Here is a 21,639-nt window from a genome sequence, read left to right as displayed (position 1 = left end):
CATGAAGACCGACGTGACGTTCCTCAGCAGCGGCCTGCGCATCGCCGGCATCCTGTTCCGTCCGGATGCCCCGGCTGCCGGCCGTCTTCCCGCCGTGGTGATCGGCCATCCCGGCAGTGGGGTGAAGGAGCAGTCGCCGAGCTTGTACGCCGAGCGCCTGGCCCGGGAGGGGTTCGCCGCGCTGGTGTTCGACGCCGCCCATCAGGGCGAGAGCGAGGGCGAACCGCGCGGCCTGGAGAACCCGTTCCAGCGGGCCGAGGACGTCAAGAGCGCGGTGAGTTTCCTGGCCGCCCACGACGACATCGACCCGGACCGGATCGGCGCTCTGGGCATCTGCGCGTCCGGTGGTTACGTCCCGTACGCCGCACAGACCGATGTCCGGATCCGGGCCGTCGCCACCGTGAGCGCCGCCGATCTGGGCACCGTGATGCGGGAGGGGCTCGGTGGTGGCCAGAGCCCGGAGGTGAGGCGCGCGATGCTGGCGGCGAGCGCCGCCGCCCGTACCGCGGAAGCCCGGGGTGAAGGTGTCCAGCGACAGGAGTGGATCACCGATGCGGTGGACGACGAGACCCGCGAGTACTACCGCACCCCGCTGGGCGAACACCCACGAGCCGGCGGCACGTGGCCGGTGCGCAGCCTCGACCAGGTGATCGGCGCCGACTCGTACGCCATGATCCATCTGATCGCGCCGCGCCCGCTGCTGATGATCGTCGGGTCGGAGGCGAACACCGCGTACCTGAGCCGGGCGGCCCTGGAGCGGGCGGCCGAGCCGAAGGAGCTGTTCGTGGTGGCGGGTGGCACACACATCTCGATGTACCACCGCGACGAGCACGTGACCGCCGCCGTGGCCAGACTGGCCGCTTTCTTCCGCGAGCACCTGATCTGACCAGGGTGGGAGCGGATCCGCCGGCGGCCCGGGTCGTGGGTCGGTGAACCGGGTAACCGGCGGATCTGCCGGCCGAGCGCCCGCCTGCCTTCTGGGCCGCTTGGCTGTCGAACCGGCTGTCCAGCGGTGATCGCCGCCGGAACGTGAGGAGCCTACGTCTTCGGCGGAGCCCCGACAGACAGGGGTGTTAAAAATGCGATCATCGACACGGAACCCGTGGCCCATCGGGGTCAGACATGCGGAAACCCCCGGTACGCGAACCGCATACCAGGGGTTTCCGTCCGGATCAGGGCCGGGCGGCGCCAGGGACGAACCGGGCCCTCCCGACCGGATCCACCGGGCCGGCCCTCCGGCCCGGGAGAATCAGCGCGATTACCGCGCGTCGGCGTGCCGGCGGTCGGCGTCCAGCCGGGTGAGGATCGCGTGGATCTCGCGGGTCTCCTCGGCGGAGTGCCGGCCCAGCATCAGGTCGAGCTCGGTGCGCTCGGCAGCCGTGCGGAACGCGGCGAGCTCGTCGCTGAGGCGACGGTGAGCGCGGCGCTCGGCGAGTCGGTGAGAGATGGCGGTCCGGGCGGAACGGATGAACTGCATGTCGAACTCCTCGACGGATAGTGACGGAGAATGTCTCGCCACGTTCGAGTACAACAATCCCGCACCCGCGCTTCATCCCCAAATCCACCAGGTAAAACTCTCGCTATGAAAGTGACGGCGAACACTGGATTCCGGTAACCCGGGTCACTCTCTGTTGCCAAAGCGCAGGTCACGACGGGTTGGTGATCTCCCCCACCGGCAGGGCCGAGAGCAGCTGGGTGCGCGACCGGACACCGAGCTTGCGGTAGACCCGGGTGAGGGTGGCCTCCACCGTCTTCACACTCAGGTACAGCCGGCTGGCGATCTCCCGGTTGCTGGCCCCGTCCCGGACCATGCCGGCGATCCGCAGCTCGGTCGAGGTCAGCCCCTGATCGGCGGGGCCCTCGGTCCGGGCCAGGGCCCGTTCGGCCTCCAGGGTCCAGGGCTGGGCCCCGGCCGTACGGAAAAGGGCCAGTGCCTCGCCGATCGCCTGCCGGGCGGCCGCATACCGACGTCGGCGCCGCTCGGCGCCGGCCACCACCAGCAGGGCGTGCGCCTGCTCGACCGGCTGGCGCATCTGCTCGAAGTGCCGGGCGGCGGCGGTGGCCAGCTCGGCGGCGGCGTCGGCCTGCCCGGACTCGGAGGTGACGATCGCGGCGGCCCGGTCGAGGTAGCCGGTGAGCGGGCCGGCGCCACCCATCCGTTCGGCGGCGCTGCGGGCCAGGTCGAGGGTGGCGGCGGCCTCGGTGTGCTCGCCGAGGGCGGCCAGGGCGGTGGCCAGGTCGGCCCGCCAGCGCACGATCATCGGGTCGGAGCTGCCGGACTCGGCTTCCAGGTCGCGCAGCCGGCGCAGGGTGGAGACCCCGGCCCGGGTGTCGCCGGAGCGGACCTCGGCCTGGCCCAGGGCGTGCAGGTGCCGCCGCAGGTAGAGGCCGTCGCCCTCCTGCAGCGACGAGCGGATGCCGCGCCGGGCGAATCCGGCGGCCGCCTCCAGGCTGCCACCGGCCAGTTCGGCGACGGCGGCGGTGTACCAGGTCGGCCCGGGGCTGAGCCCGGCGCGCTGGGCCGAGGCGGCGGCGCGATGGGCGTACCGCAAGGCCTCCTGGCACCGGCCCGCCCGGGTGGACACCTCGGAGAGGCTGCGCAGCACCTCGACCCGGGCCTCGCCGATCCGGTCGTGCTCGGCGACCGCGAGCAGCGTCAGCAGTTCGGCGCGGGCCTCGTCCAGCCGGTCGTCGAAGAGGGCGAACCGGGCGGCCATGTACTGCGGTCCGTAGTGCAGCCAGTCCGGCGCGGGCGCGGCCGGCAGCGACCGGGCCCGGTCCAGGGTGTCGCGCCAGCGGGCCTCGCCCTGCACCCGCTGGATCTGGGCGCTCATGGTGACCGCCATCGCCTCGGTGGTCAGGTCGCCGGCCAGCCGAGCCGCCTCCTCGGCGCGCCGGGCGTCGGCGGCCCCGCTCTCCAGGTCACCGGTGAGGAACGCCGCCCAGGTCAGCCTCAGCCGGACCGGGGCGAGCAGCGCCGGATCGGCACCGGCCTCGGCGAGCGCGGCCGCGAACGTCTCGCCCATCTCGGCCAGCCCCTGCCCGGCCAGGTCGATCAGCACGACCCGGGCCCGGACCCGGTGCCCGGCCGGGGCGCCGGCCGCGAGCACCGCCTCGGCGGCCCGGCCGGCCAGCGCCGGGGCGCCGCCGGTGAGCGCCGTCCGGGCGGCGGTGACCAGCCAGTCCAGCCGGTCCGGCCAGCGCTCCGGTGGGCAGCGGTCGGCGGCCAGCAGGTACAGCTCGGCGGCGGTGTGCTCGGCGCCGCGCCGCACGCAGCGACCGGCCGCGGCGGCGAGGTCGGCGGCCACCCGGGCGTCCGGGCGGGCGGAGCGCAGGGCCTGCTGACGCAGGGCCTCGACCGGGTCGTACGCGGCGGCGGCCAGCGCGGCGTGCACCCGGCCCCGCTCGGCGGCCGGTGTCTCGTCGGCGAGCACCTGCCCGAGCAGCGGGGGTGTGAACCGGATCGATTCGCCGGCCAGGTCGACGGCCCCGGCCGCGGCGGCGGCGCGGATCTCCCGGACCGCGTCGTCGTGCCCGGCGCGCTGCAGCAGGGTGACCGTCGGTTCGGTGGCCAGCGCGGCGGTCAGCAGCGCCGCGCGGACCTCGGTGGACAGTTCGGCGAGGCGTTCCCGGGCCAGGTCGCGGACGGTCTCCGGCAGGGGTGCGGGCCGCCAGGCCGGGCCGGGCGGGACGGCACCGGCCAGGGCGAGCGCCAGGAACGGGTTGCCGCCGCTGGCCTCGTGCAGCTGGCTGGCGGTGCGGCAGGGCAGGCCGCGGGCTTCGAGCAGGATGGTCAGGTCGTCCGGGGACAGCGGTGGCACGGCCAGTTCGAGAACCGGGGCGGGGCAGAGCCGGACGGCCCGGGAGCGGCCGGGACGGCGTTCGGCGGCGAGCATCCGGACCCGGTTGCCGGGCCGGCGGCGCATGGCGAACCCGATCAGCTCGGCCGACTCCGGGTCGAGCCACTGCACGTCGTCGAGGACCAGCAGCACCGGGGCGGTGCGGGCGCAGTGGGCGAGCAGTTCGGGCAGGACCAGGCGGCGGGCCAGGGCGGGCACACCGGTGCGGGACGGGCGGCCCCGGCGCAGGGCCGCGAGCAGGTGCCGGGGTGCGGGCGCCAGGGCGGCGACGGCGGCGGCCGGGATCTGACGAGCCAGATCAGCGACTCCGGCGTACGCCAGGACACGCTCGCCGCGGGCCGGGCGCAGCCGGAGGACCAACTCGCCGCGGGCCGTGGCGTGGTCGGCGACGGTGTCCAGCAGCGCGGACCGGCCGATGCCGGGTGGCCCGTGCAGAGCCACCCCGCCACCGGTCGCGATCCTGGTCTCGATGGCCGCGAGTAGAGCCTCCCGGCCGTGCAGAGCGGGCACTCGGCCTCACCCCCCAACTTCTGAGGGGGTCAGCCTAGGTAGCTGAACGCGCGTTCATCAATAAGTACCCGCCTATGTCACATAGTGGTCATTTGGTAGCGGTTACGGTCTTGGCCGTCACCGTGCCGTCGGTGCCGGTCTCGCCCTCGACGGTGATCGACTGTCCGGTTCTGACATCGCTCAGCTTGCCCTTGGAAGCGGTGCTGACGGTGGTGTCGCCGTCGGTCTTGACGGTCACCACGCTGCCGTCCTCGGTCTCGACATAGATGGTCTTGCCGTTGACGAGCTTGACCTTGCCGGTGGTGCCCGCACTCGCCGCGGCGGTCTCGGTGGACCGCTGGCCGAATCCCCCACCCGGCGCTCCGCTGGCACTCATCCCACTGGGAAAGCCGCCGCGCCCGCCGCCGCCGGGGAAACCGCTGGCCGAGGCGCTGGCGGACGTCCCCCACTGCTTCTGGGCCTGGATGCCGCCGACAAACCCACCCATCAGCAGGGCGGCCACGCCGAGAACGACGGTGCCCTTGTTCCACCACTTCTTCGGAGCGGCGGCGGCCAGTTCGGCGGAGAGGCCGTCCCCCGCAGAGGAAACGGCGGGAATGATCGCGGTCTCGTCGTTCAGAGTTGTCACAACTGGGTCCTCACTCGTAGCGCAGCGCGTCGATCGGACGCAGCCGGGCGGCACGGGCGGCGGGCAGGCCGCCGAAGAACAGGCCGATCGCGACGGAGACCCCGACCGCGAGCCCGATGGAACTGGGCACGATCACCGGTTTGACGCCGACGATCTCGAACTGGCTGCCGATCAGGGCGGCGGCCACGCCCAGGCCACCGCCCAGCACACTCAGCAGCGTCGCCTCGATCAGGAACTGGGTCAGGATCACCCGGCGCGGCGCCCCCAGCGCCTTGCGGATGCCGATCTCCCGGGTCCGCTCGGTGACCGTGACCAGCATGATGTTGGTGATGCCGATGCCACCGACCAGCAGACTGATCGCGGCCACCGCCCCGAGCAGGGTGGTGAACGTGTCGGCGGTCTCGGTCTGCGTCTCCAGCAGCGACGACGCGTTCTGGATCCGGTACGGCGTGCTGTTCGACGACGCGTCCACGTCCAGCTTCTGGTTCAGGATCGTGGACACCTGCGACTGGGCGGCGTCGACCTGGTCCGGGTCGGCGGCCTCGACGATGATCGAGGTGAGCGCGCCGTACCCGGTGAGGACCTGCTGGACCGCGGTGAGCGGGGCGACCGCGGTGTCGTTGGCGTCGTTGAAGCCGGTGGAGCTCTTCTCCTGCAGCACCCCGACGATGGTGAACAGCGCCCCGCCGACGGTGACCTGCTTGTCGATCGGGTCGACACCGGGGAACAGCTCCTCGGCCACGGTCCGGCCGATCACCACCACCCGGCGGCCCTGGTCCACGTCGTCGTCGGTGAACGCGGCGCCCGCACCGACCGGGGTGGTGGAGGCGCCGAACCAGCTGGGTGTGGTGCCGACGAAGGTGGCCACCGCGTGGTCGGCGCCCTCGTACGTCATGGTCGCCGACGACGAGCTGACCACCGGCGACACGCTCTTGACATCAGGCGCCAGCTCCGGGTCGACCAGCGCGTCGGCCATGCCCTTGGTCAGCGACGTGCTGCTGGAGCCGCCCCGGCCGGTGCTCATCACGGTGATCGTGTTGGTGCCGAGCGCCTCGATCCGGTCGCTGATCGCCTTGGCCGAGCCGTTGCCGACCGCGACCAGCAGGATCACCGCGGCGACACCGATCAGGATGCCGAGCATGGTCAGCGCGGAGCGCAGCTTGTTGGCGCTGAGACCGCGCAGCGAGAAGCGGATGACCTCGAAGAAGCTCATCGGGTGTGCCGTCCGCTCAGAGCGAAGCCGGCGCCGACCGGGGGCAGGTGGATCGGCGACTGCCTGATGTCGCTCACGATCGCGCCGTCGACCAGCCGGATCAGCCGTTTGGCGCGGGCGCCGACCTCGTCCTCGTGCGTGATGATCACGATGGTCCGGCCGGCCGTGTTCAGGTCGTCGAAGACCTGCAGCACGTCGTCGGTGGACTTGGAGTCCAGGTTGCCGGTCGGTTCGTCGGCGAGCAGCAGCGCCGGCTCGGTGACCAGCGCACGGGCCACCGCGACCCGCTGCTGCTGGCCGCCGGAGAGCTGATTCGGCTCATGATCGGCCCGGGCCGCGAGGCCGACGGTGTCCAGGGCGGCCATCGCGCGGCGACGTCGCTCCTTCGGTTTCACTCCGGCGTACGCCAGGGGCAGCTCGACGTTGGCCACCGCACTGGTCCGGGGGATGAGGTTGAACGACTGGAAGATGAAGCCGATGAGCCGGTTCCGGGCCAGGGCCAGCTGACCGTCGGAGAGGCGGCTGACGTCCACCCCGTCGAGCAGGTACTGCCCGGAGGTGGGGATGTCGAGCGCGCCCAGGATGTTCATCAGCGTCGACTTGCCGGAGCCGGACGAGCCCATGATCGCCACGTAGTCGCCGCGGTGCACGGTCATCGTCGTCCCGCGCAGGGCGTGGACGGTGGCCTCACCCGTACCGTAGATCTTCTTGAGGTCGGTGACCTGGAGGACCGGTTTCATCGGCCGCCCCCGCCACCCGGACCGCCGCCCCCGCCGGGGCCACCGCCACCACCGGTGAGGCCACCGCCGCCGAAACCACTGCCGCCGCCCGGAAAGCCCTGCTGGTTGCCGCTGCCGGTGCTGGTCGAGGTGGTCTTCACGACGACCTGCTCACCGGCGGTCAGCCCCGAGGTGATCTCGGTGGCCGAGTCGCCCTCCAGGCCGATCTCCACCGACCGGGTCTCCTGCACGTTGTTCGCCACCACGGTGACCGTGTGCCGGCTGCCGACCGTGGTGATCGCGGCCGCGTTGACCAGCACCACGTTCTCCTTGGCGCCGGTGGTGACCGACACCGAGACGGTCTGGCCGACCTTCGCGCCGGTAGGCACCTTGTCCAGGGTCAGCGTGACGCCGTAGGTGACCACACTGTTCGAGGTGGTGGCCGACGGGTCGATCGCGGCGACCTTCGCGCTCTGCTCGACGCCGCTGAGCGCGTTCCAGGTGACCGTGGCGACCTGCTTCTCCTTGAGGCTCGTCGCGTCCGCCTCGGCGAAACTGGCCGACACCTGCATCTTGGTGAGGTCGGCGATCTCCACGAAGCCGCTGCTGCTACTGGAAGAAGAGGACGAGCTGCCGCCGGTGGAAGCACCGCCGCCGGTGGACGACCCCGAGCTGCTGCTCCCAGAAGCCGAACCGCCCAGGGTGCCGTTGAGGGCGGTGACCGTGCCGGCCATCGGGGCGGTCAGCACGGTGCCGTCGACACCGGCCTCGGCCTCGGTGACGGCCAGCTTCGCCGTGGCGACCTGGTTCTCCGCCTCGGTGGTGTCGGACTTCGCGGTCTCGGCCCGGTCCAGGGCGTCCTGGGCGGCGTCGAGGTCGGCCTCGGCGGCGTCCAGGCTGCGCTGGGCGGCGGCCGGGTCGACCTTCGCGAGCGTCTGACCCTTCTTGACCTTGTCGCCGACCTTCACGCTGATCGCGGTCACGGTGCCGCTGGTCTCGAACGTGGCACTCGCGGTGCTCGCGCTCTCCAGGGTTCCGTCCGCGGTCGCGGTCTTGGTGACCGTGCCCTGCTGAACGTTGACCGTACGTTCGGAGGCCGCTGCGGCCGTCCCCCCGTCATCGGATCCGGAAAATGTCTCGTACACCGTGTAGGCCCCGGCGACGAGCACTACGCCGATGACGGCGTTGACCACCCATGACGGGTGACGGCTCAGGCGTACCTTCATGACCGCACACTCTGGGGCGCGGTGCTATGAGGAGCTTCGGCGCAACCTGGGAGCCAGCTCAAAAACTCACGGCGAGTCACCGACTGCGGGAAGTGCCACCCGGAAGGTGGCCCCACCGCCGGGCGTCTCCCGCAGCTCCACCGTGCCGGCGTGCACCTGCACGATCGCGCTGACGATCGCCAGGCCCAGCCCGGAACCCCCACCGTGCGAGCGGGAGCGACTCGAATCGGCGCGGTAGAGGCGCTCGAAGACCCGGTGCGCGTGCTCGGGTGGGATCCCCGGACCGTTGTCGGAGACCTCGAGAACCGCGCTGCCGGCAGCCAGACCGACACGTACCGTGACGGTCGCCTCCGGTGGGGTGTGGTTGAGCGCGTTGGCCACCAGATTGGTCGCGACCTGGCGCAGGCCGTGGTCGTCGCCGAGCACGGTGGCCGGCTCGAAGGTGTCCTCGTCGTCGCTGAGACCGGCCAGCAGCACCTGACGGCCCGGCATGCGGGCGTGCGCGTCCCGGATGGTGTCCGCGGCGATCTCCAGCAGGTCGACGCGGCGCAGGTCCAGGGTGCGCTGCTGATCCATCCGGGCCAGCCGCAGCAGGTCCTCGACCAGCACCGCCATCCGCGCCGACTCGGACTCGATACGGCCCATCGTCTCGTCCAGCTGCGGGCCGGGCGGGGCGCCGCCGCGACGATAGAGTTCCGCCCAGCCGCGGATCGACGTCAGCGGGGTGCGCAGTTCGTGGGAGGCGTCCGCGACGAACTGGCGCAGGCGGTGCTCGGAAGCCGTTCGGGCGTCGACCTCGTCCTCGATGCGGGTGAGCATCGCGTTCAGGGCCAGGCCGAGACGGCCGGGTTCGGTGTGCGGGTCGGTGTCGGGAATGCGGCCGGACAGGCTGCCGGCGGAGATGTCGGACGCCACCGATTCCATCGCGGTCAGCGGGCGCAGGCCGATCCGGACCACAAAAGCCGCGCCGAACCCCAGGGCGGTCAGTAGCAGCAGCATCACGCCGGCGTCGATGAGGATCAACTGGTCGGTGGTCTGATCGACTTCCAGCAGGGAGTAGCCGACGAGGGCGCGCTCTCCGGTGTCGCCGATCTTCACGGTCAGCACGCGCCAATCGGCGCCGGCGGCGGAGGAGACGGTATACGGATCCGACTTGTCCGAAATATCGAAAATATCCGGTCGGCTCTCGTCGGCCGGCGAACTGCGGGTGGCGTCGAGCGTGCCGTCGGCAGCGTAGAAGTACATGATCTGATCCGGGCCGAGGCCGCGGAAGCGACCCGGTCGAGGCCCGAAGCCGTTGGGCGGCATATCGGAGAAGGGCCGACTTATCCCGATCAGCTGGTCGTCGATGCGGTTTTCCAGATATTTCCGGATCAGCAGCACGCCGACGATGTTGGCGACCAGCAACGCAATGCCCGACAAAACGGCAACTACGAGGACGAGTCGAGACTTGAGCGTCCAGAACCGCCAGGGAATCACTCCTCGCCGCTTCGGGGCAGCCGCAGCGCGTACCCCACCCCCCGCACCGTGTGGATCAGCGGCGGATCGGTCCGGTCGATCTTCCGGCGCAGGTAGTAGACGTAGGACTCCACGATCCGGCCGTCGCCCCCGAAGTCGTACTTCCAGACCCGGTCCAGGATCTGCGCCTTGCTGACCACCCGGCCCGCGTTGATCATCAGATAGCGGAGCAGGTTGAACTCGGTCGGCGACAGCTCGATCAACCGGCCCGAGCGCCGCACCTCGTGGGCGTCCTCGTCCAGTTCCAGGTCCGCGTACCGCAGAACCCCGGTGTCCTCCTGCGGCTCCTCCGGCTGGCTGCGGCGCAGGATCGCGCGTATCCGTAGCACGACCTCCTCGAGACTGAACGGCTTGGTGACGTAGTCATCCGCGCCGGCCGACAGTCCCAGGATGCGATCCTCCACCGCGTCCCTGGCCGTGAGGAACAGGACCGGGACCCGATGGCCGGCGGCACGCAACCGCCGGGCCACCTCGATCCCGTCGACATCCGGAAGCATCACGTCCAGGACGATCAGATCCGGCTCGAACTCCTGCACCGCCAGTAGCGCTCCGTGCCCCGACTCGGCCACCCGCACGTCGAAGGCGACCAGCCGTAACGTCGCACTGAGCAGCGCGGAGATGTTCGGCTCGTCGTCGACGACCAGGACACGGGACGGCCGTGCCGCGGAGTCGGCCACAGTGACGGGGCTTCGGGTATCGGAGAGCACCGTACAGAACTATCAGCGTTTTCTTTGAATCAGCTATGAACGGGCTACCAGGATTTCGACACCACGTCGGCCTCGGTGAGCCCGGACGTGATCTCGGTGTACTGGTCGCCGCGAAGCCCGAGCTTCACCGCGACCTCGGCGCCGTCCTTGAGCACGGTGCCGTCCTCCCCCCGCACATCGTGCACCGCCGTACTGGGCACACGCAGCACGTTCTCCTTGCTGCCGGTGGTCACCCGGACGTTGGCGCTCTGCCCGACGAGCAACTCCTCGGGCGCCTCGACGAAGGAGAGCACCACCCCGAACCGGGTGAGCGTGCCGTCGCTGGTGCCGACCGGGTCGACCTGCACCACCGTCGCGTCGAACGTCTGACCGGCCCGGTCGGCGAGCGTGACGACAGCCTTCTGGGTGACCTCCAGCCGGTCCGCGTCGGCCTCCGGGAAGTCGGCGCTGATCTGCATGTCGTAGATGTCGGCCAGGGTGATGAAGGTGGAGCCGGACTTGGCGTTGGTGCCGACCTTGCCGGCCACCGTCAGGATCTTCCCGGCGATCGGGGCGGTGATCGTCGCGCCTTCCAGGGCCTCCTCGGCCTCCTCCAGGGTGACCTTGGCGGCGTTGACCCGCTGCTGGGCGCTGAGGATGGCGTCGGTGGACGAGGATCCGCCGCGGTCGGAGCCGGTCCCCCCACCGCTCGTCCCGCACGTCGAGGAGGAGGTCCCCCTCGGCTGGGCCGGCTTGGTCGCGGTGGTCGTCCTTGTCGCGGTCGGCTTGGCGGAGGCGGTGGGTGTCGCGGTGGTCGTCCTCGTCGCGGCCGGGGAGGGACTGGCCGTCACGGTCACGGACGCACTCGGCTCCGGCGAGGCGCTGGTGGTGTAGCCGGCCGCCACGTCGCATCCGGTCGACGTCGTGGTGGTGGAAGCCGACTGCGCGGACTCCAGCCGGTCCTGGGCGTCGTCCAGCGCCTCCGCCGCGTCGTCCACCCTCTCCGCCGCGTCGGTGTCGTCGACGGTCGCGAGCACCTGACCGGCGGTCACCGTGTTCCCGGCCCGCACCTTCACCGACTCCACCTCGGCGGACACCGCGAACGACAGGCTGCGGGTCTGTGCCGCCTGCAGCGTGCCGGTGGTGGCGACCTCGGTGGTGACCTCCCCCTTGTCGGCCTTGACGGTCTCGGCCGCCTTCGTCTCCTCCTGTGCGGCGCCGGCCGTCAGCGCGCGCACCACGCCGAAGACGAGCAACGCCGTCACGACGACCGCGACGGCGAGCCAGATCAAACGCCGGCGACCGGCCACTGCAACACCCATGGTCACCGAGTGTGCTGATCGGTCCTCGCCGTCGGCTCGGTCCCACCTGGGAGTTGGCTCGGAGCATCGGGCGGCGTTCTTAGGTAACTCCTAGCAATGTCCGAACTTCCGCACAGGTGCGACCTATTTCCTTCACACGTCCCCGCGACATCCACCATTGACAGGAGCCCCACAGTGCCGGTGATCAGTTCGAAGGCGCATCGTGGCGCCGTAGCCGTCTTCGCGGTCTCCGTCGCCCTGCTCTTCACGGCGGCCTGCGGCGGCACGGACGAGACGAGCACGGACAGCGACAGCGCCACCGGTCAGAACGGTGGCGGCAACAACGCGTTCGCGGCGTACATCAGCTGCCTCAACGAGAACGGCGTCACCATCACCATGCCGTCCGGCGGACCCGGCGGCGGCATGGGCAACGGCGGTGCCCGGCCCTCCGGCGGTCCCGACGGCGCCCGCCCGTCCGGCGCGCCCGACGGCAACGGCGCGCGCCCGTCCGGTCAGCCGCGGCCCTCCGGCAGCGCAGGTCAGCGTGGTGGCGGCGGTTTCCCCGGCGGTGGCGGCTTCAGCAAGCCGGACGGTGTCGACGAGGCGACCTGGGCGAAGGCCCAGGAGGCATGCGCCTCGGTCCGCCCGAGCATGGGCGCCGGCGGCGGTCAGCGCGGCGGTGGCGGCAACTCCGGTGGTGGCGGGGCGAACGCCGCGTACCAGAACTGCCTGAAGGAGAACGGCGTCACCGACACCGCGAACCTGGACACCTCGGACGCGACCGTGAAGAAGGCCACCGAGACCTGCGCGGTCCTCAAGCCCACGGCGTCGGCCGCCTCCTGATCCACCGTGCCGGCGTCGCGGTCCCCCGTCGATGCGGCGCCGGCACGGTTGACCTGCCGTTTTCAGACCCTTTTTCGGTACGGTCGGAGTAAAGCTCTGCCGCGTCGACGCGAGGCGGGGCGGAACACCGGACCGACCTGCGACCGCCGGGCCGGACGCGGTGGTCACCGAACCCCGCAAACCATCCGTCAGCTGACCTTCCTACTCAGCCGGCCGGTGGGCCGGACGTTCCCCGCACCACCAGCCTCGGCGGGATGATCACCGAGCGCGGCCCGGTCGGGGTGCCCTCGATCCGCTCGACCGCGCGCTGCACGGCCCGGGTCGCCATCGCCTCGACGTCCTGGGCGACGGTCGTCAGGTCGATGTGCGCGAGCCGGCTCAGGCTGGTGTCGTCGTAGCCGACCACGCTCACGTCCCCCGGCACCCGCAGCCCGTTGCGGTGCAGCACGTCCAGTAGCCCGGTGGCGCTCAGGTCGTTGAAGACGGTCACCGCGGTCGGCGGATCGGCCAGCAGCCTCTCCGCGGCCCGCGCGCCGTCCTCCTCGCCCGCGCCGCCGGAGATCACCCGGATGTGCTGGTCCAGGCCGTGCCGCCGCATCGCCTCCTGATAACCGGCGCGGCGCTCGGCGGTCCCGTGCACGCTGCCGCCGTCGATGTGCGTGATCCGCCGGTGCCCCAGCGCCACCAGGTGGTCGACGGCCTGGTGCGAGCCGAGCGCGTCGTCGTTGTGTACCACGTCCACGTCCTTGCGGCGGACCCCGCGCATCATCGCGATCACCGGCAGCCGGGCCGCGATCGACGCCAGCTCCGAACCGCGCAGCTCCCCGCCGAACAGCACGATCGCCTCGCACCGGTCCTGGAGCAGGTCGCCGACCGCCGTACGCTCGCCGCGCCGGGCCGTGACCGCACTCAACGTGAGCTGGTAACCGGCCTCCCCGGCCGCGTCGTAGAGCCCGGTCATCAGGTCCAGGTGGAACGGGTGCTGCACGTCGAAGACCACCCCGAGCAGGCGGCTGCGGCCACTGCGCAGCAGGCGGGCCCGGCTGTCCGGCCGGTAGCCGAGCCGGCGCGCCACCTCCTGCACCCGCTCGCGGGTGGCGGCACCGGCGCCCGGCGCGTCGCGCATCACGATCGAGACCAGGGCGACCGAAACGCCCGCCTCGGCCGCTACATCGGCGAGCGTCGGCCGCTTTTCTGCTGGATGCACCCGCCGATCGTACGAGGGACAGGGGTTAGAACGTTCTATCGCCTCTTGATCTTGATTCTTCTAAGGTCCCAGCACGTGGACAAACTCACCTCCGGCCGCCGCTGGGCTGCACTTTTCGCCCTGTCTCTCGGTGGATTCGGACTAGGACTCGCCGAGTTCGCCACCATGGGCCTGCTTCCGGAGATGGCCCGGACCCTGCTGCCCGACGCCTACGCCGCCGATTCCGCCGCCACCATCGCCAAGACCGGCTGGGTGATCACCGTCTACGCCCTGGGTGTGGTGGTCGGCGCGCCCACCATCGCCGTCCTGACCGCCCGGGTGCCGCGCCGCCGCCTGGTCCTGATCCTGCTCGGCACGTTCGTGGCCGGCACCATGGCCGCCGTCTTCGCGCCCACCTTCGAGCTGGTGCTGGTCAGCCGGTTCGTCAGCGCGCTCGCCCACGGCGCCTACTTCGGCGCCGCCGCGTTCCTGGCCGGCCGCACCCTCGGCCCCGGCAACCAGGGCAAGGGTTTCGCGATCGTGCTCGGCGGCCTGACCGCCTCCAACCTGCTCGGGGTGCCGCTGGTCATCGCGCTGGGGCAGGCACAGACGTGGCGGATCGCGTACATGACGATCGCCGCCGTCTTCGCCCTCAGCATGATCGCCGTGTCGGTCACCATCCCGTCGTCCGCCACCGTCCCCACCGGCTCCCCGCGCACCGAACTGCGGGCCTTCCGCTCCCCACGGGTGTGGCTGGCCGCGTTGGTGGTGTCGGTGGGCAGCGCCGGTTTCTTCGCGGTCAACAGCTACATCGCCCCGCTGATCACCCAGGTCACCGACCTGCCGGCGGGCGCCGTCCCACTGGTGATCGCGGTGCTGGGCCTGGGCATGACGGTCGGCGTCTTCGCCGGTGGAGCCGCCGCCGACCGGGACCTGCGCAAGGCGATCCTGTGGGGTTTCGTGGCCGTGATCGTCTCGATCGTCCTGTTCGGCCTGGCCGCCGGCTACCCGTACGCCCTCTCCCCGGCGACCCTCCTGGTCGGCGCCACGTGCGCCTTCATCAACCCGGCCCTGCAGTCCCACCTGATCGAGACGGCCCCGGACGCCCAGCTGATGGGCGGTGCGGTGAACCAGTCCGCCACCAACGTGGCCAACAGCCTCGGCGCGGCCCTGGGCGGAGCCGCCATCGCCGCCGGCCTGGGCTACCTGGCCCCCATCTGGATAGGCGCGGCCCTCGCGGCGACGGGCCTGCTCCTGGCCCTGCTGAGCCTGTGGGTGACCCCGCCCCGCCGCCCAGTCCCCGACGAGGGCCCCGGCCAAGGTCCCGGCCCCGATTCCGGCCCGCACCTCCCACCTGCGCCCACCCCGGCCCTGCCACCCCCGCCCCACCACCGGTCCCTGACCGCCTGACCGGACGGCTCTGTGATTACTAGAACGTTCTATTCCGGGTGGGACTAGAACGTTCTAGAGTCTTGGGATGTGGAGACACTGACCGCCGGCCGCCGTTGGGCGGCACTGCTTGCCCTCTCTCTGGGCGGGTTCGCGCTGGGGCTGACCGAGTTCGTGGCCATGGGGCTGCTGCCGGAGATGGCCCGTGACCTGATGCCCGAGTCGTACGCCGCCTCGATCCCGGAAGCGCTCGCCCGCACCGGCTGGATGATCACCATCTATGCGCTGGGTGTGGTCGCCGGCGCACCGACGATCGCGGTGCTCAGTGCCCGGGTGCCCCGCCGTCGGCTGGTTCTCGGGCTGCTCGCGCTCTTCGTCGTCGGCACCACCGCGTCCGCGCTGGCGCCCACCTTCGAACTGGTGCTGACCGCCCGGTTCGTGGCCGCGCTGGCGCACGGCGCCTACTTCGGGGCGGCCGGCATCCTGGCCGCGAACATCCTCGGGCCGGGCAACCACGGCAAGGGCGTGTCGATCGTCATCGGTGGCCTGACCGCCGCGAACCTGGCCGGCGTTCCGCTGATCACGGTGCTCGGGCAGGTCCAGGGGTGGCGGGCGGCGTACCTCGCGGTGGCCGCCGTCTTCGCGCTGAGCCTGATCGCGGTGCTGGTGACCGTACCGCCGAGTGAGGCCGCGCCCGGCGGCTCACCCCGCGCCGAGCTGCAGGCCTTCCGTTCGCCGCAGGTGTGGCTGGTGGCGCTGGCCGTCGCCGTCGGGACCGCCGGTTTCTTCGCGATGAACACCTACGTCGCGCCGATCACCACGCACATCGCCGGGCTGTCCGAGAGCACCGTCCCGTGGGTGCTGGCCGTGATGGGCCTGGGCATGACCGTGGGCATCGCCCTCGGCGGGGTAGCCGCCGACCGCAACCTGAAACGCGCCATCCTGATCGGTTTCGGCGCCTCGATGACGGCCGCGGTCTTCTTCGGCCTGGCCGCCGCCCACCCGATCGGCCTGTTCGCCGGAGCGTTCCTGGTCGGCGCGGCAGCCCTGTTCATCGTCCCGGCCCTGCAGGCCCGCCTGATCTCGGTGGCCCCCGGAGCCCAGCTGATGGGCGCCGCGGTGAACCAGTCGTCCCTGAACATCGCCAACGCCATCGGAGCCGCCCTGGGCGGAGCAGTGATCGCCGCCGGCTGGGGCTACCTGTCCTCGGTGTGGCTGGGCGTGGCCCTGACCATGACCGGCCTGCTCCTGTCCCTGCTCAGCTTCCACCTGGACCGCCGCCGAACCACCACAGCCCTCACCCCAGAGCCCGCCACCGTCTGATCATCCGCTCCGGGCCGCCCACCCCTTCCGGGCACACGCGCTGAGTAGCGCAGCGTGTCGACAAACAGATCGCTCTTTGGTTGAACCTTTCGGTCGTCGGCGTGAGTTAACACATCGCCGAAGAGAAAGAGGTATCAACCGTGACCGAGCCGGATGCTGACTTTGCGGCGTACTTCGCCGGACAGGTGGGCTCGGTGCGTCGTATCGCCTACGCATTGTGCGGGGACTGGCATACTGCCGACGACCTGGTGCAGATCACCTTCGTCAAGCTGTACCCGCGGTGGCGGCGGGTGCGGGACGGGTCCGTCGACGCCTATGTGCGCCGGATCCTGGTCAACACCTACCTGAGCCATGTGCGCAAGCACCGCCGGGAGAAGGTGGTCGCCGAGGTTCCGGATGCCCCTGCTCCGCAGCTCGACACCCATGAGGACCTGGGGCAGGCGCTGCGCCGGTTACCCGCGCAGCAGCGCGCTGTCGTGGTGCTGCGGCATCTGGAGGATCTGTCGATTGCCGACGTCGCCGAGGTGCTGCAACTGGCCGAAGGCACCGTGAAGAGCCAGTCCGCCCGGGGAATCGCCGCGTTACGCGCGGTGATGAGCCGCTCCGTCCAGCCCAAGGAGCTGTGAGACCGTGCCCGATTCTTCCGACACGCAGATCCACGACGCGCTCGTGGCCTACACCGGTGCAGAGCCGCCGCTGTCATTCACCTACGACGAGGTCCTCGCCGGCGGGCGCCGTGCCCGGCGGCGGCGTCGGCTGGCCGTGGCCGGTGCCGCGGCGGTCGTGGCCGCCGTAGCTGCCGGCGGTGCCTCGTTCGCGTTGCCGCTCCGCAGTGCCGACCCTGCACCGGCGCCGTACACGGTGGCCGGGCCGGCTTGGTCGACGCTTGACGCGGCACGGTCCTGCGAGGCCGCCGGCGCTGAGCCGACCAGCCCGCTGGTCGAGCCCACCACTGTCGTCAACGAGAAGAACGGCTACCCGATCCGGATCCCGGCCGAGCCGGCGGACCATGCCGCCGCCCGGATCAGCTGCTATCTGGCCGAGGTGGTACCGCCGTTGCTGCCCGAGGTGACCTACCACCGATCCTCGTCGACGCCGAGCGACATCATGCCGCTGCAGGCGTATCCGGGCCGGGTTTTCGACCCGGCACGTCCCGCGGACACGACGCCGCCATTCATTACCGCCGACGCCGTCATCGTCGATGATCAGGGCGCCGGCGAAGTCGGATTCGGTGCGTCGCCGGCGTACGAGAGCGCCGCCGATGCCGCCGCGAACTGCACCGCACCCTGCACCGTGCGACAGGGACCGGACGGCGAAACCGTCACCGTCCTCGACACGAGCGCCGCATCGGGTTACCACCATGTCGAGGTTCACGTCTACCGCGGCGACACGATCACCACGGCGAGCGCCTCGAACGGGGTGACACCGGCCATGCCTCCCGGGGAGGCGATCGGGAGTGACCAGCTCGAACCCACGCGCCATGGCCTTCCCCTCTCGGTGGAGCAGCTCATGGAACTGGCCGGCGCCCCCGAACTGGATCTGTTCCCGTGAGTTTGTTCTGACGCCTTGGCAACCCTCGCCATGCCCGGGTTCCGGCCCGCTCCCGGGCGGCCACCAGGGCCAGGACGTCAGTCGATGCGATCACGCCGCGGATGCTATTTCACCGCGTAGTGCGGCACGTACTCCTGCGTGCTCAGACTCTGGATCCGCGCCATCAGGTCGTCCGTCTGGGCGCGGACGTCGGCGGGCGACCCGACCGCCACGGTGATCGCCGGGCCGAACGTGATGCTGACCGGATGTTTGCGGGGGAACCGGGCGCCGGGCTCGCGCAGCCGGTCGGTGCCGCGGATCCCGACCGGCACGATCGGCACCCCGGCCTGCTGGGCCAGCCGGATCACCCCGGTGCGCCCGCGATAGAGCCGTCCGTCCGGTGACCGGGTGCCTTCCGGGAAGACCGCGACCAGACCACCGCTGCGGAGTACGGGGACGGCCGCGTCGAACGCCGCGAGCGCCGCCTTCCCGCCGCCGCGTTCGACCGGGATCGCGCCGAGTCCGGTGACGACCCGCTGGGTGATGCCGCCGCCGTGGAAATATTCGGACTTGGCCCAGAACGCGATGTGCCGTGGTGTGACGGTGCCGAGGAAGAGCTGGTCGCCGATGGACAGGTGGTTGGCGGCGAGCAGTGCGCCGCCGGCCGGCAGGTGTTCGAGGCCGCTGACCTCGGGCCGCCAGGATCGGCGCAGGTAGGCGCCCAGGGTGGCGTGGGCGAACGCGTACAGCCGCGGTTTCATGTGGGCCTTCCGAGGTGGGCGGTGAGGACGGCGTCGAGGACGGGTTGCGGATCGGTCAGGCCGGTGGCGAGCGGGAGGCTCCGCAGCTGCCACAGGTGGGCGATGCCGTGCAGGTTGGCCCAGAGCGCTCCGGCGACGACGTCGGACGGGACGTCGGCACCCGGGCGGGCCTGGTCGATCAGCTTGCTGAGCTGCCGGAACAACGGCAGGCTGGTGTCGCGCAGCCCGAGGTGGCCGCTCTCCAGCAGATCATGACGGAACATCAGGTCGTAGCGGCCGGGACGGTCGGCGGCGAAGTCCAGATAGGCGCGGCCCAGAAGAGCCGTCTGCTGGTACGGGTCGTCGGGCGCCCCGTCGAGGGCGGCCTCGGCACGGCGCGTGAGCTCCTCGAAACCGTCGCGGGCGATGGCCGACAGCAGCTCCAGGTGGGTGGGGAAGTAGCGCCGTGGGGCGCCGTGCGACACCCCGGCCCGCCGGGCGATCTCCCGGAGTGTGACGGCGGACGGCCCGTCCCGGTCGAGCAGTTCCCCGCCGACCTGCACCAGTCGTTCCCGCAGTCCCATAGACACTGTCTACTCGATACGGTCGCGATCCATCAAGTCCGATGGCCGGTGGCGAGAATCCGGTCCATCACCGGCCGGGGCAGCAGCGGGTTCGCCGAGGCCGCCCCGGTGGTCGGCGGATCGTCGAAGAGCTGGAGCAGCCGGGGCACCGGCAGCCGTCCGTCACCGGCCACCGCGGTGCGGACCGACACGTCGGCGTCGTGGCTGAGCCGCTCGATCAACGACGCCGGGGCGGCCGGGTCGCGGCGGGCCAGGGCGCGCGCCCGGGGATCCTCGGACGAGGCGAGCGCGGCGAGACCCGTACCGGAGAATGCGGGGTGCCGGAGCAGATCGTCGCCGCCACCCGCCAGAAGGACCCGGACCAGCAGCTCACCGGGGAGATCGGCCTGATGCTCGCAGAGCAGCAGCCGCACCGCGGGATCGTCGTCGGCGGCGAGCGCGGCGATCAGGCCGGCCGGCAGCTCCGGATGGCAGGCGGCGCTGCGGCGCAACCCGGCGTGCCCGGAGAGCGCACAGTCCCGCAGCTCGGCGGGCCCGGCGGCGAGCACCCAGTCCAGGATCGGCGTCGACTCCGGCATCGGGTGGTCGATCGCGGCCCGCTCCGCCTCGGACAGCCCGCGCCGCATCGACAGCGCCAGCCGGACCTGCGGCGACTCGTCGGCGGCCAGGGCCGGGACGCACGCGGCGGGCAGGTCGGGGTCGGCGGCGGCACGCGCCCGGTTCCACGGCGCCGGATCGGCGGCGAACGCGGCGGCCTGCTCCCGGCCCAGCGTCTCCGGCCCGGCCGGCACCGGGGACAGCAGGGCGCGGGCGGCGGCCGCGATGCCCGGCTGCGGGTCGCGCGTCAGCAGAGCCACGATCTCCCGCGGTACGCCCGGAAGAAGGGTCAGCATGTCGCGGACCACCGGTTCGGGATGGGCCGCGAGCCGCCGGTACGCCCAGTCCGGGAGCCGGCCGGACCACCGCGACGGCGGGCCCTCCAGCACCGCGTGCAGCACCCGGATGCTCAGGTCGCCGACCAGCCGGGCCCGCTGCTCGCCGGTCGCGCCCGGGCACTGCGCCAGCGCCTCCCGGATCTCCGGGTCCGGATGCCCGGCGAGCACGTCGAACGACGCGTCGTCCCACACCTCGCGGGCGGTCAGCTCCCACCGGTCCAGCACACCGGCTCCGGCCAGCCGCAGCAGCTCCGGAGGCGGCAGAGCGGGGTTGCGGGCCAACCCCCGCAGCCGTGCACGGGTGATGTCGCCGGACAGCTCTCCTCCTCGATGTCGGTGCGCGAGAAAGAACCTTACGGAGCCGTACGGCAGCGGTCCAAATGAAAAGAATCGGGCCGGTGGGTGAACCACCGGCCCGGTCCTCGCAAGCCCCTGACCTCGGTCCTCTCGAGCCGTTATCCGATGGGGCAGGAGCTGCGGTAGTCGGAGATCGCCAGGCCGCCCGGGCCCGGGCAGATGAACTGGTCGTAGCGGGTGTCGTCGTCGACGAACCGCTTCAGCCAGGACACCGCCTGCACCGCGGTCGCGGTGTCGACCGTCTGCGGGAAGAAGTGGCTGGCGTTGTTGAGTTCCAGGTACGCCTTCTCCGCCGACGCCGGGATGCTCGTGTAGAACGGGATCGAGTGGGTCGCCACCGGCGCGATGGCGTCCGCCTCGCCGCCGACGATCAGGGTCGGCACCCGCAGCTCCGACCAGGACTTGTCGGTGTTCCAGGGCGCCAGCGGCACCGCGGCCTGCAACGACGGCCGGTCACTGGCCGCCTCCAGGCTGCCGCCGCCACCCATCGAGTGCCCGCCGACCGCGAGCCGGGTCGCGTCCACCCGGGTCCGCACCGCACTGCGCTGGGTCAGGTAGTCCAGGGCGGCCAGCAGCTGGTCGCCCCGGGAGCCCGGCTGGTCGGCGGTGGTCAGCGTCTCGATGCCGATCACCACGAAGCCGTGCGAGGCCAGGCGCGGGCCCAGCCACGAGATGCTGGACCAGTAGGCGGTGAAGCCCGGCGAGATGGCGATCGCGCCGAAGGTTCCGTCGGCGGTTGTCGTCGGGTAGTAGATCTCGCCACCACCGAAACCGCTGGCCGCGAGCCGGGAGACCGAGGTCTGACCGACGGCGTACGGGCCGCGCGAGGCCTGCAGCGCGGAGAGCGTGGGTGCGGGGCCGCGCTCGTAGGGGTTGGCGGCGGCCCGGGCGGGGACGGCGCCGGGTCCGGCGATCAGGGCCAGGGCCGTGGCCGCGGCGCACAACAGGCGTGCTGATGTCCTCACGTCGAATCTCCTTCACGGGGGAATCAGATCGATGGCCGTCAGTTTTCGCAGCCCGGCGCCGGTCCCGCATCGGCGAAATCGCCTGCGTTGCGTCATCGGCCGGAAACATCCCGGAAATTTCATCCA

20 protein-coding genes are annotated in these 21,639 nt (G+C 71.7%); 6 read left to right on the top strand and 14 right to left on the bottom strand.

Annotated elements, in window-relative coordinates:
- Position 1: 1 nt before the first annotated feature.
- Positions 2–886, top strand: a complete 885-nt coding sequence (locus Aco03nite_RS03805) for an alpha/beta hydrolase (RefSeq protein WP_203793163.1) — start codon at positions 2–4, stop codon at positions 884–886.
- A gap of 372 nt (positions 887–1,258) precedes the next feature.
- Here Aco03nite_RS03805 and Aco03nite_RS03800 read toward each other — a convergent pair whose 3' ends face one another.
- The 9 genes from Aco03nite_RS03800 to Aco03nite_RS03760 form a co-directional block, all read right to left on the bottom strand.
- Positions 1,259–1,477, bottom strand: coding sequence for a hypothetical protein (locus Aco03nite_RS03800; protein WP_203793162.1), 219 nt, complete (start codon positions 1,475–1,477; stop codon positions 1,259–1,261).
- A gap of 169 nt (positions 1,478–1,646) precedes the next feature.
- Complete coding sequence (locus Aco03nite_RS53975; protein WP_203793161.1) at positions 1,647–4,370, bottom strand: AAA family ATPase; 2,724 nt, start codon at positions 4,368–4,370, stop codon at positions 1,647–1,649.
- 88 nt (positions 4,371–4,458) lie between these two features.
- Entirely contained in the window at positions 4,459–4,998 is a 540-nt protein-coding gene (locus Aco03nite_RS03790) for a hypothetical protein (RefSeq protein WP_203793160.1), read from the bottom strand.
- A gap of 10 nt (positions 4,999–5,008) precedes the next feature.
- Positions 5,009–6,211 (bottom strand): ABC transporter permease, encoded by a 1,203-nt coding sequence (locus Aco03nite_RS03785; protein WP_203793159.1) that lies wholly within the window; start codon positions 6,209–6,211, stop codon positions 5,009–5,011.
- A complete protein-coding gene (locus Aco03nite_RS03780) occupies positions 6,208–6,951 on the bottom strand; it encodes an ABC transporter ATP-binding protein (protein WP_203793158.1) in 744 nt (247 codons plus the stop codon). Before Aco03nite_RS03780 ends, Aco03nite_RS03785 begins: the two co-directional genes overlap by 4 nt.
- Positions 6,948–8,156, bottom strand: a complete 1,209-nt coding sequence (locus Aco03nite_RS03775; RefSeq protein WP_203793157.1) for an efflux RND transporter periplasmic adaptor subunit — start codon at positions 8,154–8,156, stop codon at positions 6,948–6,950. The genes Aco03nite_RS03780 and Aco03nite_RS03775 overlap by 4 nt, the downstream gene beginning before the upstream one ends.
- A 66-nt stretch (positions 8,157–8,222) precedes the next feature.
- A complete protein-coding gene (locus tag Aco03nite_RS03770) occupies positions 8,223–9,578 on the bottom strand; it encodes a sensor histidine kinase (RefSeq protein WP_239144888.1) in 1,356 nt (451 codons plus the stop codon).
- Between the two features lie 53 nt (positions 9,579–9,631).
- On the bottom strand, positions 9,632–10,351 hold the full coding sequence (locus Aco03nite_RS03765) for a response regulator transcription factor (RefSeq protein WP_203793155.1): 720 nt from the start codon (positions 10,349–10,351) through the stop codon (positions 9,632–9,634).
- 74 nt (positions 10,352–10,425) lie between these two features.
- Positions 10,426–11,682: an efflux RND transporter periplasmic adaptor subunit gene (locus Aco03nite_RS03760; RefSeq protein ID WP_203793154.1), complete on the bottom strand. Its 1,257-nt coding sequence runs from the start codon at positions 11,680–11,682 to the stop codon at positions 10,426–10,428.
- 174 nt (positions 11,683–11,856) lie between these two features.
- Between Aco03nite_RS03760 and Aco03nite_RS03755 the strand changes: the two genes are divergently transcribed.
- Positions 11,857–12,504: a hypothetical protein gene (locus tag Aco03nite_RS03755; protein ID WP_203793153.1), complete on the top strand. Its 648-nt coding sequence runs from the start codon at positions 11,857–11,859 to the stop codon at positions 12,502–12,504.
- Between the two features lie 205 nt (positions 12,505–12,709).
- Here Aco03nite_RS03755 and Aco03nite_RS03750 read toward each other — a convergent pair whose 3' ends face one another.
- The gene (locus tag Aco03nite_RS03750) at positions 12,710–13,711 is read right to left on the bottom strand and encodes a LacI family DNA-binding transcriptional regulator (RefSeq protein WP_203793152.1); all 1,002 of its coding nucleotides are present in this window, start codon (positions 13,709–13,711) and stop codon (positions 12,710–12,712) included.
- Between the two features lie 75 nt (positions 13,712–13,786).
- Between Aco03nite_RS03750 and Aco03nite_RS03745 the strand changes: the two genes are divergently transcribed.
- The 4 genes from Aco03nite_RS03745 (at position 13,787) to Aco03nite_RS03730 (ending at position 17,953) form a co-directional block, all read left to right on the top strand.
- Entirely contained in the window at positions 13,787–15,100 is a 1,314-nt protein-coding gene (locus tag Aco03nite_RS03745; protein WP_203793151.1) for an MFS transporter, read from the top strand.
- Positions 15,101–15,169: 69 nt separating this feature from the next.
- Positions 15,170–16,402 carry an MFS transporter gene (locus tag Aco03nite_RS03740; protein WP_203793150.1) on the top strand — a complete coding sequence of 411 codons (1,233 nt, stop codon included), beginning with the start codon at positions 15,170–15,172 and terminating at the stop codon, positions 16,400–16,402.
- A 140-nt stretch (positions 16,403–16,542) separates the two neighbouring features.
- On the top strand, positions 16,543–17,028 hold the full coding sequence (locus tag Aco03nite_RS03735; RefSeq protein WP_203793149.1) for a SigE family RNA polymerase sigma factor: 486 nt from the start codon (positions 16,543–16,545) through the stop codon (positions 17,026–17,028).
- 4 nt (positions 17,029–17,032) lie between these two features.
- The gene (locus Aco03nite_RS03730) at positions 17,033–17,953 is read left to right on the top strand and encodes a hypothetical protein (RefSeq protein ID WP_203793148.1); all 921 of its coding nucleotides are present in this window, start codon (positions 17,033–17,035) and stop codon (positions 17,951–17,953) included.
- Between the two features lie 104 nt (positions 17,954–18,057).
- Here Aco03nite_RS03730 and Aco03nite_RS03725 read toward each other — a convergent pair whose 3' ends face one another.
- From Aco03nite_RS03725 to Aco03nite_RS03710, 4 genes are all read right to left on the bottom strand, one after another.
- The gene (locus tag Aco03nite_RS03725; RefSeq protein WP_203793147.1) at positions 18,058–18,693 is read right to left on the bottom strand and encodes a lysophospholipid acyltransferase family protein; all 636 of its coding nucleotides are present in this window, start codon (positions 18,691–18,693) and stop codon (positions 18,058–18,060) included.
- On the bottom strand, positions 18,690–19,256 hold the full coding sequence (locus tag Aco03nite_RS03720; RefSeq protein WP_203793208.1) for a TetR/AcrR family transcriptional regulator: 567 nt from the start codon (positions 19,254–19,256) through the stop codon (positions 18,690–18,692). Before Aco03nite_RS03720 ends, Aco03nite_RS03725 begins: the two co-directional genes overlap by 4 nt.
- 32 nt (positions 19,257–19,288) lie before the next feature.
- A complete protein-coding gene (locus Aco03nite_RS03715; RefSeq protein WP_203793146.1) occupies positions 19,289–20,473 on the bottom strand; it encodes a hypothetical protein in 1,185 nt (394 codons plus the stop codon).
- A gap of 173 nt (positions 20,474–20,646) precedes the next feature.
- On the bottom strand, positions 20,647–21,513 hold the full coding sequence (locus Aco03nite_RS03710) for an alpha/beta hydrolase family protein (RefSeq protein WP_373872566.1): 867 nt from the start codon (positions 21,511–21,513) through the stop codon (positions 20,647–20,649).
- Positions 21,514–21,639 lie beyond the last annotated feature (126 nt).

Origin of the sequence: Actinoplanes couchii, assembly GCF_016862075.1 — a bacterium.
GTDB lineage: Bacteria > Actinomycetota > Actinomycetes > Mycobacteriales > Micromonosporaceae > Actinoplanes > Actinoplanes couchii.
The sequence above is the reverse complement of the archived record's forward strand: the minus strand, read 5'-3'. Positions and strand labels throughout refer to the sequence as shown.

Coding starts and splice junctions, on each gene's coding strand:
- Aco03nite_RS03805 (WP_203793163.1), top strand. CDS start 2: ATGAAGACCGACGTGACGTTCCTCAGCAGCGGCCTGCGCATCGCCGGC.
- Aco03nite_RS03800 (WP_203793162.1), bottom strand. CDS start 1,477: ATGCAGTTCATCCGTTCCGCCCGGACCGCCATCTCTCACCGACTCGCC.
- Aco03nite_RS03785 (WP_203793159.1), bottom strand. CDS start 6,211: ATGAGCTTCTTCGAGGTCATCCGCTTCTCGCTGCGCGGTCTCAGCGCC.
- Aco03nite_RS03780 (WP_203793158.1), bottom strand. CDS start 6,951: ATGAAACCGGTCCTCCAGGTCACCGACCTCAAGAAGATCTACGGTACG.
- Aco03nite_RS03775 (WP_203793157.1), bottom strand. CDS start 8,156: ATGAAGGTACGCCTGAGCCGTCACCCGTCATGGGTGGTCAACGCCGTC.
- Aco03nite_RS03760 (WP_203793154.1), bottom strand. CDS start 11,682: ATGGGTGTTGCAGTGGCCGGTCGCCGGCGTTTGATCTGGCTCGCCGTC.
- Aco03nite_RS03725 (WP_203793147.1), bottom strand. CDS start 18,693: ATGAAACCGCGGCTGTACGCGTTCGCCCACGCCACCCTGGGCGCCTAC.
- Aco03nite_RS03720 (WP_203793208.1), bottom strand. CDS start 19,256: ATGGGACTGCGGGAACGACTGGTGCAGGTCGGCGGGGAACTGCTCGAC.